Annotated in this window: 10 protein-coding genes; 7 read left to right on the top strand and 3 right to left on the bottom strand. The window is 37.4% G+C overall.

All coding sequences use genetic code 11. The features are described from left to right. Window positions 1–67 precede the first annotated feature (67 nt). From FN817_RS19470 to FN817_RS19460, 3 genes are all read left to right on the top strand, one after another. Window positions 68–3,616 (top strand): T9SS type A sorting domain-containing protein, encoded by a 3,549-nt coding sequence (locus FN817_RS19470; protein ID WP_142719384.1) that lies wholly within the window; start codon window positions 68–70, stop codon window positions 3,614–3,616. Between the two features lie 127 nt (window positions 3,617–3,743). Then, on the top strand, window positions 3,744–6,557 hold the full coding sequence (locus FN817_RS19465; RefSeq protein WP_142719383.1) for a T9SS type A sorting domain-containing protein: 2,814 nt from the start codon (window positions 3,744–3,746) through the stop codon (window positions 6,555–6,557). Between the two features lie 170 nt (window positions 6,558–6,727). Continuing rightward, window positions 6,728–9,052, top strand: a complete 2,325-nt coding sequence (locus FN817_RS19460) for a GEVED domain-containing protein (protein WP_142719382.1) — start codon at window positions 6,728–6,730, stop codon at window positions 9,050–9,052. Window positions 9,053–9,252: 200 nt separating this feature from the next. Here the strand turns inward: FN817_RS19460 and FN817_RS23240 are convergent, their stop codons facing one another. Together FN817_RS23240 and FN817_RS19455 are read right to left on the bottom strand one after the other, a co-directional pair. Then, a complete protein-coding gene (locus tag FN817_RS23240; RefSeq protein WP_167498900.1) occupies window positions 9,253–9,411 on the bottom strand; it encodes a hypothetical protein in 159 nt (52 codons plus the stop codon). 43 nt (window positions 9,412–9,454) lie between these two features. Further along, complete coding sequence (locus tag FN817_RS19455; RefSeq protein ID WP_142719381.1) at window positions 9,455–10,282, bottom strand: ion transporter; 828 nt, start codon at window positions 10,280–10,282, stop codon at window positions 9,455–9,457. Between the two features lie 249 nt (window positions 10,283–10,531). Here FN817_RS19455 and FN817_RS19450 point away from each other — a divergent pair, with 249 nt between their 5' ends. The 3 genes from FN817_RS19450 to FN817_RS19440 all read left to right on the top strand — a co-directional run bounded on the left by FN817_RS19450 (window position 10,532) and on the right by FN817_RS19440 (window position 13,387). Further along, window positions 10,532–11,380: a hypothetical protein gene (locus tag FN817_RS19450; RefSeq protein ID WP_228451613.1), complete on the top strand. Its 849-nt coding sequence runs from the start codon at window positions 10,532–10,534 to the stop codon at window positions 11,378–11,380. A 130-nt stretch (window positions 11,381–11,510) separates the two neighbouring features. Further along, window positions 11,511–12,608 (top strand): Nif3-like dinuclear metal center hexameric protein, encoded by a 1,098-nt coding sequence (locus FN817_RS19445; protein WP_142719379.1) that lies wholly within the window; start codon window positions 11,511–11,513, stop codon window positions 12,606–12,608. A 2-nt stretch (window positions 12,609–12,610) separates the two neighbouring features. After that, window positions 12,611–13,387: a zinc ribbon domain-containing protein gene (locus tag FN817_RS19440; RefSeq protein ID WP_142719378.1), complete on the top strand. Its 777-nt coding sequence runs from the start codon at window positions 12,611–12,613 to the stop codon at window positions 13,385–13,387. Between the two features lie 308 nt (window positions 13,388–13,695). Here FN817_RS19440 and FN817_RS19435 read toward each other — a convergent pair whose 3' ends face one another. Continuing rightward, window positions 13,696–15,477: an AMP-dependent synthetase/ligase gene (locus FN817_RS19435; RefSeq protein ID WP_142719377.1), complete on the bottom strand. Its 1,782-nt coding sequence runs from the start codon at window positions 15,475–15,477 to the stop codon at window positions 13,696–13,698. 369 nt (window positions 15,478–15,846) lie between these two features. On the opposite strand from FN817_RS19435, the gene FN817_RS19430 reads away from it, so the two are divergent. Further along, entirely contained in the window at window positions 15,847–16,986 is a 1,140-nt protein-coding gene (locus FN817_RS19430) for an acyl-CoA dehydrogenase family protein (RefSeq protein WP_142719376.1), read from the top strand. The last annotated feature ends 9 nt before the right edge of the window (window positions 16,987–16,995 follow it).

Here is a 16,995-nt window from a genome sequence, read left to right as displayed (position 1 = left end):
ATGATAATTTTTAATATTTGAAATAATATTTATACATTTATCGCCCTAACTTTTATTATTACTATTTATGAAGAAATTATTACTATTAAGTCTATTTTTAATAGCTTCCATTACCAATGCCCAGATAATGCTGGGAAGCGGGACTACCCAGGGCGGGTATGTTCCTATTGATGTCAACTACGGATACAACTACACACAGCAGATTTTTACTAAAAGTGAAATTAACGCCAACGCTGCGGGTAATATTACCGGGATGAAGTTTTATTTACCGAATAATGCTGATATTACAAAATCAGTAGATTGGGTGGTATATGTAGGTCATACTACTAAAACATCTTTTTCCAGTACTACAGACTGGATTCCTGTATCTGGCCTGTCTCAGGTGTTTTCAGGGACAGTAAGTGCTTCCGGAGGTGAAGTGACTGTAAACTTTACCACACCTTTTGCTTATAACAATACGGATAACCTGGTTGTTGCTGTGGATGAGAATACTACAGACTACACAGCAACGTCAAATAGATTCTATACTTTTACAGGGGCTTCCAATTCAACTTTGTATTATAGAAGTGACGCAACCAATCCGGATCCAGCTTCACCACCTACAGGAACAAGAACAGCAACAAAATCTGTTGCAAGTCTGCTAGGACTTACTCCGGGAATTCCCGCTTGTCCTGTTGTTTCTGCACCTGCGGCCGCGGCAACAGGTGTTTCTGTATTGCCAACCATCAGTTGGGCTGTTGCAAGTTCTGCGTCATCATATAAGATCAGCATCGGAACAACACCGGGAGCAACCAATGTGATGAACATGCAGGATGTAGGAAATGTCACTTCTTATACTCTTACAAATTCTTTGAGTTTCGATACTCAATACTATTATACAGTATATGCTGCCAATTCTATGGGAGTTTCTCCTGCATGTACAGAAAGATCTTTCACTACAATGGCTACCTTGGGATGTCCGTCTGTGAGTGCGCCTACAGCTGCTCAGGTTGGTTTACCAGTGTTAACTACTTTCTCATGGCCTGCAGTGAGTGGAGCGCTGGGATATAACCTAAGCATCGGGACATCTGCAGGTTCATCCAATGTTCTGAGTAATTTTAATATGGGTAATGTTACTACTTATACCCTTACTCCTGCACAGCAGCTGAACCCTACAACACAGTATTATTATACTATTACTGCTTATAACGGCGGTGTTGTATCAACAGGCTGTACTGAAAGAAATTTCACAACTACTATAGTACCTCCGGCAAATGATAATTGTTCTGGTGCTGTAAATTTAACAGTAAATCCTTCTTTGACTTGTACTGCTACAACTCCTGGTAATACATTGGGAGCTACAGAATCTATGGCTGCAGGTACTTGCAGCGGAGCTCCAAATGATGATGTTTGGTATAAATTTACTGCAACAGCTGCAAGTCATGTTGTAGCGCTTTCTAATGTAACTTCTACAGGAACTACAACAGGAACTACGGATATGTATTTCCAGGTATTGTCAGGAAGCTGTGGTGGTACTATGACAAGTATGCTATGTTCTGATCCTGATACGAATATCGTTACCGGTCTTACTCCGGGTCAGACTTATTATATCAGAGTATATACTTACTCATCTACTGTTACTGCCAATGCAAGTTTCAATATCTGTGTAAGTACACCACCGGCACCGCCAGCTAATGACGACTGTGTAAATGCGGTGGCTATTACTATTAATCCTGATATGAGCTGTGCCAGTGTAACAGCAGGGACAACATTGGGAGGAACAAGTTCAGGAGTTGCTCTAGGTTCTTGTTCAGGAACAGCTGACGATGATGTTTGGTATAAATTTACTGCAACATCAACAGGTCATACTTTCCAGCTTAAAAATATAGTTTCTGTAGGAACTGTTTCTACAACATCTTTATATGCTCAGGTATTCAGTGGTGCTTGCGGGGCTTTGGTAAGTACTGCATGTATCAGTTCAAATACAAACTTTACCAACTTAACAGGTCTTACTCCAGGTCAGACGTATTATGTAAGAGTATATACTTACGATTCTAATTCAGGGGCAAGCTTCTATGCTGACTCTTTTGATATCTGTATGGGAACACTTCCTGCAGCTCCTGCTAATGATGAGTGTTCTGCTGCAGTTTCTTTATCTGTGAGCCCTACACTGACATGTGCTTCACCGGTATCTGGAACAACTTTAAGTGCTACTAATTCAGGATTGGCAGTAAGTCCATGTACAGGAACAGCTGATGATGATGTTTGGTATAAATTTACAGCTACAGGTACAGATCATGTAGTATTGCTTTCAAACGTTACTGCGGTTGGAACTTCTACATCTACAAGTGTATATACTCAGGTTTTCAGCGGGGCTTGTGGTGCTTTGACAAGCATTAAATGTGGTACTGCAGTAAATACACCACTTACAGGTCTTACTCCAGGTCAGACTTACTATGTGAGAGTTTATAACTCCAATACAAACGGTAGTACACTATATGCCAATAGCTTCAATATTTGTATTGGTACACCTCCGCCACCGCCTGCAAATGATGATTGTGCAAATGCTGCATCTCTTTCTGTAAGCAGTACAGATGCTTTCCTGAATGCTGTGAATGGTTCTACAGTGAGTGCTACTCAGAGTTCAGGCGTTACGGCACCTACATGTAGTGCATCCGGTATCAATGATGATGTTTGGTATTCATTTACTGCAACAGGTGCTACACATCTTGTACATGTTTTATATACTGATAATGCAACAAGTACACAGATATATTCCGGAACATGTGGGGCTTTAACGGCGATGATTTGTTTTGATGGCGCTTATGGAAATTCAAGTGTATTATTACAAAACCTTGTAGTAGGACAAACATATTATGTTAGAGTATACTCTTCATCAAGTACTGCAACTACAACATCCAATTTCCAGATTGCTGTAACTACTCCTTCGCCTGTAACTAACGATACTTGTGATACAGCTATTGCACTGGCTTGTAATGGAACAGCTCAGGGTGTTAATGCTCTTGCCGGAGATGAAACACTTCCTGCTTCAACGTGTGGTAGCTCTGGAAGTACGGCATCTTATAAAGGTGTTTGGTATACCGTAAAAGCTACTGAAAACGGTCCTATTACTATTGATGCTTGTGGTACACAATATGATGCTTATTTAAGGGTATACACAGGGTCTTGTGGTTCACTTACTTGTTTCAGCAACACTTCAGGTGTAGGATATGCTGATACTGGTTGTGTAAATACTCTTTATAATGCTCCGACATTAACATTTACCGGAGTTGCAGGGACTACTTATTATGTATTGCTTACAGGATATGCTTCAACCAGAATTGGTAATTATAGTATTTCCGTTACGCAAGGATGTTCAGGGCTTGCAACGGCTGAAGTGGAAAAGAAAAACAATGAAATTAAAGCTTACCCTAATCCATTTGTAGACGTTCTGAATATTTCAGATGCTTCTAAAGTGAAATCTGCTTCTGTAGTTGATGCTGCAGGAAGAGTAGTGAAGACTATTGACAATCCTTCTTCTACACTTCACCTGGGAGATCTGAAACAAGGAATGTATTTAGTGGTACTGAATATGAAGGACGGATCTAAACAAACAATTAAAGCAATCAAAAGATAAAATGTATTAATTATATAACATGAAACGACAGCTAAACAGCTGTCGTTTTTTTATTTTTAAACTTTTTAAAAAGGTGTTTTAAATTTATTGTAAATTCGTAGACGTATTAATAACCAAAAACTTATACATGAAGAAAATCTTATTGGTATGCTTACTGATGATGAGCATCGTATTAAGTGCTCAAATCAAATTAGGTGCAGGAAGTACAGACGTGGGTAATGCGCCGGTCAACAGTGGTTTTACCTTCTCTTATTCCCAGCAGATTTATACAAAACAAGAAATCCATGCTGATGCAGCAGGAAATATTACAGGGCTTAAGTTTTACTTAACACCTTCCGCAAATCCCTCTTATTTATCAAATTGGGTGGTTTATTTAGGACACACTACAAAAAACTCTTTAGATTATCAAATTGGGTGGATTCCTGTTGGGGAAATGACTCAGGTTTATTCAGGTACGGTTACTAATGTAAACGGAGTTGTAGAGGTGACATTGGCTACTCCTTTCCCCTATGATAATGTAAGAAACTTAGTTGTTGCGGTAGATGAAAATGGATTTAATTCTAATTCAAATAATCCGTTTTTTGTATACAATACTATGGAGCAGGCTCTTTATACTGAAAGTAATACTGTTAATCCGGACCCTGGAAATCCTCCAATTGGCCATTTTCTACCTTATAAACCCATGGTCAGTCTTATGGGGTTAGTGCCCAATCTGTTACCGGATTGTCCAATAATCAGTTATCCTTCAAACAATGCTTCGAATGTACCGGTTCTGCCTACTTTTACATGGGCTGCTGTACAGGGAGCTACAGGTTACAAAGTTTCTGTGGGAACTACTGCGGGAGGAACAGATATTGTTAATCAACAGTCTGTAACGACAACAAACTTTACTCCGTCATCTCCACTTTTGGCAAGTACAGTTTATTATCTTAAAGTAACAGCAGTGGGATCGGCAGGAGAGTCTTCCGGTTGTGCTAATCAGAAATTTACAACAGTGCCGGGTATACCCTCCAATGATGAGTGTATCAATGCTATAAATCTTACTGTAAATCCAGATGTGAATTGTGTGAGTTTTACCTCTGGGACTACTGTGATGTCAACTGTATCGTCTCCTGCATCATCATGTGGGACGAGTACTGGTGACGTATGGTATAAGTTTACAGCTACTTCTTCTAAGCATACAGTTAATCTGAAGGATGTAACCTCTGTGCCATTAGGAGGTGGTAATGTTTATTTTCAGGTTTTAAAAGGTGATTGTGGTAATTTGACAAGTATATTATGCTCCGGATCTGATTGTGGTTATATGACAAGTGCATCATGTCCTGTTTCTGTTGTTAATAACCTTACTGTAGGAGATACCTATTACATAAAAGTATTTAGCGGATCAGGCTATTCATCTCATAAATTTGATATATGTGTGGGGACAGTTCCACCGCCGCCATCCAATGATAATTGTACCAATGCTATAAATGTTCCTGTGAATTCTGGGATGGATTGTATCAATGTTACTTCCGGAACAACTTTATCATCAACGAAGTCTGCTATATCTTGTGACAATTTCTCCAGATATGATGTATGGTATAAATTTATAGCAACTGATACCAAGCATATCATTAAATTGATTAATAAAGTTGCTGTGGGAGAACCAAACTCTTTGGGAGGATTAAATTTTAATGTGCTTGGTGGCAGTTGTGCTAATCCTGTATGTGTAGGAATAGGAGGAGCTGTTGGGCTTGTTACTGGTTTTACGGTGGGAGAAACTTATTATCTCAGAGTATTTGATGTAGAAGGCATGCCCCAATCGGGTTTCAATTTTGATTTATGTATTACAAAAGATTTGACACCGATTCCGGTAAATGATGAATGTACAAATGCTGTTTCTTTGACTGTTAATCCGGATTTGACCTGTGTTGGGGGACTTGAAGGAAGTACTTTGGGAGCCACAGTTTCAGCGATGTTACCAGCAGCTTCGTGTGCCGGAATCGGGGTTCAGAATGATGTCTGGTTTAAATTTGTTGCCACAGGAACCAGCCACAGAATTAGTTTTAAAAATATTATAGATGTTGGAGTGAGTGGTATGCAGCAAGATATACGATTTGAGGTTTTCAAAGGGAGTTGTGGTGCTTTAACAAGTGTGAAATGTGGTGGAAGTGTTAATCGTTCTAGTTATATTAATAATGTTTCAGGGTTGGTTGCGGGTGAAACCTATTATATAAGGGCATACAGTACAGGTGTTGGTGTTGCAGTTAAATTCAATATTTGCGTGGGAACATTGCAGCCGCCTGTTAATGATGACTGTACTGGTGCTTTGACGGTTTCAAATTTTCCATATACTTATACACAGGTTGATGCTGAGCATACTACCAATAATAACGGATTTATAAATTCTTGTAATTCTGCAATGAATGACGGAACATGGTTTACCTTCGTTGGTGATGGTTTTCTGCATAAGATTACGGTTTCAAGACCTTTGAATAGTACATTTAATTTTGGTATTGGTGCCTATAAAGGAAATTGTGGAAACTTAACGTGTGTAAAAAGAGTAAATTTTACTGGTTCAAGTCCGGTTATAATGGATTTGCCAACCGTTGCTGGAAACGTATATTATATAAATATCGGAGATCGGGATTATGATACTGATACAGTGGAAGGGGTTTTTACCATTACTATAGAAAAGATAACCAGCCTAGGTACTCTTGAAGTTACTGATAAAAAAGAAATTATAGAAGTATACCCAAATCCATTTACAAACGTACTGAATATTGCAAAACCACATAATGTAAAATCAGTTTCCATTCTGGATTCTACCGGAAGATTGATAAAGACTATTGACAATCCTTCTTCTACACTTCACCTGGGAGATCTGAAACAAGGAATGTATTTAGTGATGCTGAATATGAAAGACGGATCTAAACAAACAATTAAAGCAATTAAGAGATAAATAATTTCTTAAAAATAGAAAAGAGGCTGCTCAATTTGAGCGGCCTCTCTTTTTATCAGTGGAATTGTCTTTTATAAAAGGGAAAGTTGAATTCATTGTGATATAATTAAAAAAATATTTTTTTTATTGTTGATTTTCACTAGATTTGAGTAACTAAACTGTTTTTTTATATGAGAAATTTTTTACTTGTTGGTTTCTTAATGGCCGGCTTTTTGTCCTCCGCACAGACTTACTGTACGCCTGCGTTTGCAAGTGGATGTAGTGGCGGAGATGTGATAGATTCCTTTGCAATTCCGGGTGCCGGATTTGATCATCCTAATACGGGGTGCTCTACTGATGCATATGGAGATTACACTTCCATGACGATCAACCTTAGTGCAGGTTTGAGTTATGATTTTAGTGTTAAACATGATTACAGTGATCAGAATGTACGTATTTGGATAGATTTTAATAACGACGGAACTTTTGATGATGCAGCTCCGGAACTTGTAGCGTCTGCAAGCAGTACTCTTGTAGGAGCAAACAATATTACTTCAGGACTTATCACAATTCCTTCTACTGTAACTCCTGGTACTTACAGAATGAGAGTAGGAGACCGGTTCTCCAGTGATCCTATTCCGTGTAATACAGATGGGTACGGAGAAGCTCATGATTATACGGTTGTAATTGGTGCAGTTCCGACCTGTTTTGCACCATCTGCTTTAACGGTATCTGCAGTAACTGCAAATTCAGCTCAGGTTGGATGGACAGCTCCAGCTTCTGCTCCAGGCAGCGGTTATGAATATTACTATTCAACTTCCAGTACATTTCCTACGGCTGCTACTGTAGCTTCCGGAACCAGTACATCTTTAACAGCTAGCTTATCTACACTTGTTCCGGCTACTGTTTATCACGTGTGGGTACGTTCTGTTTGCAGTACTTCCAATAAGAGTGCATGGTCTCAAATGGCAACATTTATGACATCCTGCGTTTCTGTAGGGGTACCATATGCATTGAATTTTGAAAGCATAACTCCACCTGATCTTCCAAGCTGTACTTCAGTAGTAAATGACGGTTCAGGAAATATGTGGGAGACAGGTGATCTGGACGCTCAGGGATTTACGGGAAATGTTCTTGAATATTCATATGACTATGCCAATAATGCTGACACCTGGTTTTTCACTAACGGAATAAACCTTACTGCGGGAGTTACCTATAGAATTAAATATAAATATGCGAATGCAGAAGGAACTGTATATGCTGAAAAATTAAAAGTAGCTTACGGAACTTCAGCTACAAGTGCAGGAATGACCAATACGCTGGCAGACCACCCGAATGTAGTTACCAGTGCAGCAACCAGTACTTTTGTGAATTTCACACCAGCTGCCACAGGGGTTTATTATTTTGGATTCCAGGCATATTCTGATGCTAATATGAATAAGCTGTACGTGGATGATATTAATATAGATGTAGCACCAGCTTGTAGTGAGCCTAATGCATTAGTAATGTCAAATATTACTGCCGGAGGAGCTACAGTTTCATGGACAGCTGCCACCCCTGTACCGGCAAGCGGCTATGATATTTATTACAGCACGACCAATACAGCACCTACAGCTACAACTACACCTAATTTTACAGGAGTTACGACAACTACTTATAATATTCCAGGTTTAGCTGCTTCCACTGTTTATTATGTATGGGTGAGATCTGCATGTAGTGCAGCCAGCAAAAGTATATGGAGTGATCCTGCTACATTTACAACATTGTGCTCAAGTGCGAACCTTCCTTATACAATAGATTTTGAAAATGTTACTGTTCCTGCGCTTCCAGGCTGTACAATGAATGTTAATGCTGGATCTGGGAATAATTGGGAAACAGTAGATCCGCCTTCTGACAGCCAAGGATTTACTACCAATGTATTAAGATATCATTATAATTCTTCCAATTCTGCCAATGCATGGTTCTTTACCCAGGGATTGAACCTGACAGCAGGAACACAATATACCATTAGCTATAAGTATGGGAATAACTCATCTACTTATGCTGAAAAGCTAAAAGTAGCTTACGGAACTTCACCGGCTGCATCTGCAATGACTAATTCAGTGGCAGATTATCCGTCAATCAACGATGAAATGGCCCATACAGAATCTATAACATTTACAGTTGCTGCAACTGGAGTGTATTACTTTGGATTTAATGCCTATTCAGATGCAGACCAATATAACCTGTATGTAGATGATATAAGCATTAATAATGCAAATTTGGCAACATCTGAAGTTTCTGCAGCTAAAAACAGTATCAAAGTATATCCTAATCCATTTACGGATGTGTTGAACATTTCTGATGTGAAAAACGTGAAAAATGTATCCGTAACAGATGTTACAGGAAGATTAGTGAAAACTATTGCAAACCCTGAATCTACGATACACTTAAGAGACTTGATGCAGGGTGTTTACTTGGTAACGTTAGAAATGAAAGACGGATCTAAGCAGACCATCAAAGCCATTAAAAAATAATGTATCATTTAAATAGAAAGAGACGGATCATTAATGATCCGTCCTTTTTATGAAGAAGATATTTACTTTTAAAATCAATAGATCAAAAAAGATGAGCGAAATAATTCACTCATCTTTTTATTTTGTCATATGACTCTTATGTAATAAATTGTCAGGAATTATCCATTACCAATTGCTCATTACTCATTACTCATTACTCATTATTTATTAGGCACCGGCTGGATCTCACCCTTGTTCATGAGGTCAAAAACAGTTGGGAAGAACATTACTAATATAAAATAAATGATGATCATCAGCACCACCAGTGCAAATAGAATGATCACTAAGCTATTCGGTTTGTTTTTCTTTTTTGGTTCCATGATTTTGTGGTATTTGGTGAATAAATTTTACTTATACCAAATATTAAGCTAATTTCTTGCCACATTGCTTGCAATATCTGGCATCATCATCAATATCTTCGTTGCCACAGCGTTCACATACCATTTCCAGGTTTTGTCTTTTATTTCTCATTTCAGCTGTTACAATACCTGTAGGAACAGCAATAATGGAATAACCGGCCAGCATCAGAACAACCGCGAAAAACTTTCCTAAAGGCGTAATAGGAGATACATCACCATATCCTACGGTAGTTACCGTAACCACCGCCCAATAGATAGACTGCGGTATGGTTTCAAAGCCCTGTCGACCGCCTTCCACCATAAACATCAGTGATCCTACAATCACAGAGAATATAATCAGGAATAAAAGGAAAATATAAATCTTTCTCGAGCTGTTTTTCAGAGCCCGCACAATAAGATAGCCGTCATTCATAAAATCCAGCAAATTGAAAATCCTGAAGATTCTCAACATTCTCAGCATTCTGAAAATCAGGAAATATTTAGTGATAGGAAAGAAAAAGCTGAGGTAAAAAGGGACAAGAGCCAGGAAATCTATAATTCCAAAAAAACTGAATATATAATTCCGTTTATTCTTCACCACAGCAATACGCATAGAATACTCAATAGTGAAGAAAATGGAAATCACCCACTCCAGAATCAGGAAGGTATAATGAAATCTTTTATCAAGCTTAGGGACACTTTCCATCATAATGATGGCAGTACTGGCAAGAATTAAAGATAATAAGATGATATCGAACAGTTTTCCGAGCTTCGTATCGGAGCGATAAATGATCCGGTAAAGGAATCTTTTCCAAAGTTTGTCCTCAGGAACAAGATTATGTTCTCTTTCCATTTATATTGGTTATTTCACAGCGAAGTTAATAAATTCTATAGAGTATAGGGTAAAGATATGACTGTTAAAAGAATCCTGCAAATGTTAAAGTATTTTTCATCATTAAAAAGTGAATTATTATAACTTAATTTAATGATTTTCAATGTATTATAATAAGTAAAATACGGATAAAAAATGACATATAAAAATTTATTTTTTAACATAATATTGATTCAAGTTTGTAATTTTATTCAACAAAAGCTTTATATCATGAGAAAAATTTTAACCTTGTTTATTCTGTTTTTTATAAGCAGTTTTGTAGATGCTCAGGTTGGGATTAATACTACAACACCCAATGGTGCTGCAGTACTGGATATAGTCTCCAATCAGAAAGGGATTCTCATTCCTCGTCTTTCAGATACTGACCGGGATACATACCTGGCAGATAATAACGTTTCCACAGTACCACCTGCAGGTGTTGTGAATGCTAACCTTACTGCAGGAACACTTATTTTTAATACGACAACGAATAACTTCCAGTATTGGGATGGTACCCTCTGGAGACAGCTTTTTGTTCCCACATCTTCTCAGGCTGGTAACGACGGTGTCGTTAAAATAAATTCTGGAAACGCAAATGTAAAACCTTCATTCAGTTTAAGTGCAGCAGGAAGCGGGTATGGGCCAAGACAACAGGTTCTTTATGCCACACCGCTGGTCTTTGCTGCAAGTCCTACTACAAGCTGGCCGGAAACCACAGTTCCATTTCCGGGAGTGACTTCCAATATTTATATTGCAGCCAGTGGTAAATGGAGAGAAAATGAAATTTACGGACAAGTACATGTCTGGAGAGCCATTGCTACAATTACCCCAGGGTCCAATTCATCAGGATCAATAAAAGCTACTTTTAAAAATCCTGATTCCGGTTTTGAAATTAACTCTATCCAATTAGTCCCAAGTGGTTCAAGTGGAGCAGGTAACATTCTTACATTCTATTTCTATACCATTGCAGATCCTGCGAGTCTTGATCCGGGAAGAGGCTATCAGCTTTTTATGGAAGCCGATATAAACTGTGGTGTGGTAATGGAGTCCTTTACAAGAGTATCGCTTTTCAAAGATTAACAGTCTATTTATTTTTTTTTAATATCAAATTCAAACCGGCCGATGAAAGCCGGTTTTTTATTGCCGCAGAAATATTCTTTGGAATTTTAGTAAAATTAATATCTTCGCTGTAACTGTAAAATATAAATTAATGAAGCTAAAAACTGTAATTGCAAAGATTGAAGAGGAGATAAGTATCAGACAGGCAGAAGATTTTGATAATGTAGGATTGTTGTGTGGTGTTTATGATCGTGATGTATCCGGGATTCTGGTTTGTCATGATGCATTGGAAAATGTGGTAGATGAAGCTGTTCAAAGAAACTGCAATCTTATTGTATGCTTTCATCCGATTATATTTTCCGGACTTAAATCTTTAACAGGAAAAAACTATGTGGAAAGAGCTGTTTTAAAGGCTATTGAAAATAAAGTGGCGATTTATGCCGTTCATACCGCATTTGATAATGATTTCTTTGGGGTCAACTATGGAATTTGCAGACAGTTGGGATTAAAGAATATGAAAATTCTTCAGCCAAAAGAAAACAATCTAAAACAGCTTACGGTTTTTGTTCCGAAAGAATATTCAGAAAAAGTAAAAGAAGCTATGTTTTCAGCCGGAGCCGGAAATATCGGTTTCTATGACGAATGCAGTTTTACGGTGAATGGTAACGGAACATTCAGACCGGTAGAAGGTTCAAATCCGTTCTCAGGACAGCAGGGTATTCGTGAAAATGCAGATGAAGATATGATTTCCGTGATTTTTGAAGGCTTTAAACAAGGACAGATTGTGAGCGCAATGAAAGCAGTACATCCTTACGAAGAAGTGGCTCATCAGATATACAGCCTTGATAATAAAAACCAACATGCCGGATTGGGAATGTATGGAGACCTGGAAGAGGAAATGGATGAAAAAGATTTTCTGGGGTTTGTAAAAGAAAAGTTTGGTCTTGAAGTCATAAAGCATTCTTCTTTCAACAATAAAAAAATCAAAAGAGTAGGGGTTCTGGGCGGTTCCGGAGCAAGTGGAATAAGATCTGCAGCTTCCAGAAAATGTGATGCTTACCTAACCGGAGATCTTAAATATCACGACTATTTTTTAGCTGAGTCTAAAATGCTGATTTGCGATATTGGCCATTATGAATCAGAACAATTTGTTACTCAACAATTATTTGAAATTTTGTCACAAAAATTTAGTACATTTGCAATTTCAAAATCTATTGAAAAAACAAACCCAGTAAATTATTTCATTTAAATATGGCAAAAACCAACGATATTTCAGTTGAAGAAAAATTAAGAGCTTTATACGATTTACAGATCATTGATTCAAGATTGGATGAAATCCGAAATACTAGAGGAGAATTGCCAATTGAAGTTGAAGATCTTGAAATTGAGATTGAAGGTCTTGAAAAAAGAGCTGAAAAATTTCATGCTGATATCAAAGAACAAGAAGATCAGATCAAAACAAAGCATGAAGTTATTAACCATGCTAAAACTCTAATTGAAAAATACAAATCTCAGCAGGATAATGTAAGAAACAATAAAGAGTTTGAAGCATTAGGAAAGGAAATGGAATTCCAGGATCTGGAAATTCAGCTTGCTGAAAAAAGAATTAAAGAATTCGGAGTTAAAATTGCTCACAAAAACGAAACTTTAAGTGAACTGAATACGAAGATCGAAGATTTGAAAAGCCACTTGAAATTCAAGAAGGAAGAATTAGAAGGTCTTATCTCTGAAACTCAGAAAGAAGAAGAATATCTTTTAGAGCAGTCTAAAGAATTCGCAGGTAAAATCGATGAGAGATTATTAGCTTCTTACAACAGAATCAGAACAAACTCTATCAATGGTCTTGCAGTAGTAGGATTAGAAAGAGGAGCTCCAAAAGGGTCTTTCTTTACAATCCCGCCTCAAAAGCAAATGGAAATTGCTCAGAGAAAGAAAATTATTATTGATGAGCATTCAGGGAAAATCCTTGTTGATGACGAATTGGTAATGGAAGAAAACGAAAGAATGAAATCTGTAATTAAGTTCTAATTATTGATTTTAAATTATACAAAAGCTGTTTCAGAAATGAAGCAGCTTTTTTTGTGTATATTCAATAGGAACGGCTTTAGTCTTTAGCATGATGTTTCTGTCATTCCGCAGGAATCTCAACTCTACTTTTTGATTATAGTATGGATGGATTCCTACGGAATGACAAAGGTTGTGTTGTAATTGGATTAAAAAATTCAATGGTGTGAATCAATAGAAACGGGCTTTAGCCCGTTTAACTAAAAAAATAAATCTTCCTATCGGCTTTAGCCAAAACATAAAAAAACCGCCTCAAAATGAAGCGGTTGATATTATTTATTCATGTGATCATACATCTTATTATATAAAGCAATAAACTTCTCTTTTACAGCCTTTCTTTTCAGTTTTAAAGTGGGAGTAAGCAATCCGCTTTCAATACTCCATACTTCAGGAGTTAGTTCAATCTTTTTGATTTTCTCCCAGTTTCCAAGATGTTCATTGATTCCTTCGATTTCCTTTTCAATTCTTTGCTTCAGCTCAGTACTTTTTGCAATCTCTTCCGGAGTAGAACCTATATTCAGATTGTTTCTCATCGCCCAGCTTTTGGCAAATTCAAAATCAGGCTGTACTAAAGCGCATGGCATTTTTTCACCATCACCTACTACCATGATCTGTTCAATAAATTTAGAAGCTTTTGCTAAATTTTCAATCGTTTGAGGAGCAATATATTTTCCACCGGATGTCTTGAACATTTCTTTCTTACGGTCAGTGATCTGTAAAAATCCGTCACTATCAATATGTCCGATATCTCCGGTTTTGAAAAATCCATCTTCTGTAAAAGCTTCTTTGGTCATTTCTTCGTTTTGAAAATACCCTTTGAAAACAGATGGTCCTTTTACTGTAATTTCACCATCTTCCTGGATCTTTACCTTTAAATTATCCAATGGAACACCTACCGTTCCCACTTTCATTTTCTCAAAACTGTTGACGGAAATTACCGGGGAGGTTTCTGTTAAACCATACCCTTCCAGAATTGGAATTCCTGCATTTTGAAACATTAAGTTAAGTCTTGTAGACAATGCCGCTGATCCTGAAACCAAAGTCACGATTTCGCCACCTAAACCTTCTCTCCATTTAGAAAATACAAGTTTATCAGCAATAATCTCCTGAAGCCCGGATGGTTTTGAGATTACTTTCTTTTTACTGATCAGGTTCAATGCCCAGAAGAATATTTTTGATTTCAATCCTCCGGCAGAAGATCCTGTGTTGTAAATTTTATCATATACCTTTTCTACCAGTCTTGGAACTACGGTCATATAATGAGGTTTCACCTCTTTTACGTTTTCGCCCATTTTCTCGATACTTTCAGCGAAATAAAGAGAAAAACCGTTGTATTGATAAAGATAAAACAGCATTCTTTCAAAGATATGACAGATAGGAAGGAAGCTTAATGCTCTGGCTTCCTTATAATCGAAACCTCTTCTCTTTGGAATCCTTGAAATAGCACCCAATACGTTTGAAACAATGTTATTATGCGTAAGCATTACTCCTTTAGGTCTTCCGGTAGTTCCGGAAGTATAAATAATAGTCGCCAGATCCTCTGTATTGATGGCATTGGAAAGGTCGTCTACTTCAATTTGCGTAGATTCATCTTTACCCAGATCAAGGATTTCTCTCCAGTTGGCAGCACCGCTGATGTTGTCAAAAGTAAATATTCCCTGTAGACTTGGGATGTTATGTTTCACTTTCATTACCTTGGTCAATAGCTCCTTATCAGAAACAAAGCAGTATTGAATTTCAGCATTGTTGAAGATAAATTCATAATCTTCAGATGAAATACTTGGGTAAACGGGTACAGAAACGACTCCGATCTGGGAAAGCCCAAAATCCATAATAGCCCATTCAGTACGGGAATTGGTAGTAATCAAAGCGATTTTATCACCCGGTTTTATGCCCAGCTTCAGTAACCCTCTGGATATCTTATTTCCCTCATTAATAAACTCCTGTGTAGAAGTTTTTTTCCACTCACCCTGATACTTCGTTACAAACATATCCGTTTTAGGATATTTTTCTAAGGCGTAGTGCGGAATATCGAATAATCTCTTGATCGTCATGATTTTTTTTAATAATTTATAAAGAAATTTAAATATAAGCATTTTTTTTAATTGAAAACGTATCAATGTAATAATTAGGAATTAGTTAAATGCTTGCCATAATATATTGAATTAAAAAGGGGACAGGAAGCCTTTAAAGGCTGGTTGTAGTGGCTCATTACGAACTCGGAATATCCTAGTCTGCTATTTTTATTTTTCTTCCTGAATGGTATGGTATTCCCAATTGGCAAATCAGGATGTCATTCACATATACTTTGAACCTTGAAATCTATTTCAACTCCCTTTTTTTATGCGTTTTTCCTGCTTTTAATTTATTTTTTCAGATTTGCTTAAAAAGTGTAAATTTACGGCTATCTAATTATTTTTTTTATGGACTTTAATTTATCGGAAGAACAGCTGATGATTCAGCAGGCAGCAAGAGATTTTGCACAAAACGAACTATTACCTGGAGTGATTGAAAGAGACCGTGACCAGAAATTCCCTACAGAACAGGTGAAAAAAATGGGAGAAATGGGCCTTTTAGGAATGATGGTAGATCCACAATACGGAGGAGCGGGTATGGACAGCGTTTCTTACGTGCTGGCAATGGAGGAGATTGCAAAAGTGGATGCTTCTGCAGCTGTTGTAATGTCTGTAAATAACTCATTGGTTTGTGCCGGTCTTGAAAAATTTGCTTCTGAAGAACAGAAAATAAAATATCTTACTCCACTGGCGAGCGGACAGGTAATCGGAGCTTTTGCATTATCTGAGCCTGAAGCCGGTTCTGATGCAACTTCTCAAAAAACAACTGCTGAAGACAAAGGAGATTACTATCTTTTAAATGGAATCAAAAACTGGATTACCAATGGTGGAACAGCTACATATTATATTGTAATTGCTCAGACAGATCCTGAGAAAAAACACAAAGGGATCAATGCTTTCATCGTAGAAAGAGGATGGGAAGGATTTGAAATCGGGCTAAAAGAAGACAAATTAGGAATCAGAGGAAGTGATACACATTCTTTGATCTTTAATAATGTAAAAGTTCCAAAAGAAAACAGAATTGGTGCTGACGGTTTCGGGTTCAACTTTGCAATGGCAGTATTGAACGGAGGAAGAATCGGTATTGCTTCTCAGGCTTTAGGTATTGCTTCAGGTGCTTACGAACTGGCACTGAAATATGCTAAAACAAGAAAAGCTTTCAAAACTGAGATCATCAACCACCAGGCAATTGCATTCAAATTAGCTGATATGGCGACGCAGATCACGGCAGCAAGAATGCTATGTTTCAAAGCAGCATGTGAAAAAGATGCAGGAAAAGATATCTCTGAAAGTGGAGCTATGGCAAAATTATACTCTTCTCAGGTAGCAATGGATACTACTATTGAAGCAGTACAAATCCACGGTGGATACGGATACGTGAAAGAATACCACGTAGAAAGATTAATGAGAGATGCGAAAATCACTCAGATCTACGAAGGAACTTCTGAAATTCAGAAAATCGTGATCTCAAGAAGCATTGCAAAATAACATTTTATA

The organism is Chryseobacterium rhizoplanae (genome assembly GCF_900182655.1).
GTDB classification, from domain to species: domain Bacteria; phylum Bacteroidota; class Bacteroidia; order Flavobacteriales; family Weeksellaceae; genus Chryseobacterium; species Chryseobacterium rhizoplanae.
Note: the sequence above shows the minus strand (reverse complement) of the source record. Positions and strands in the feature narration are given on the sequence as shown.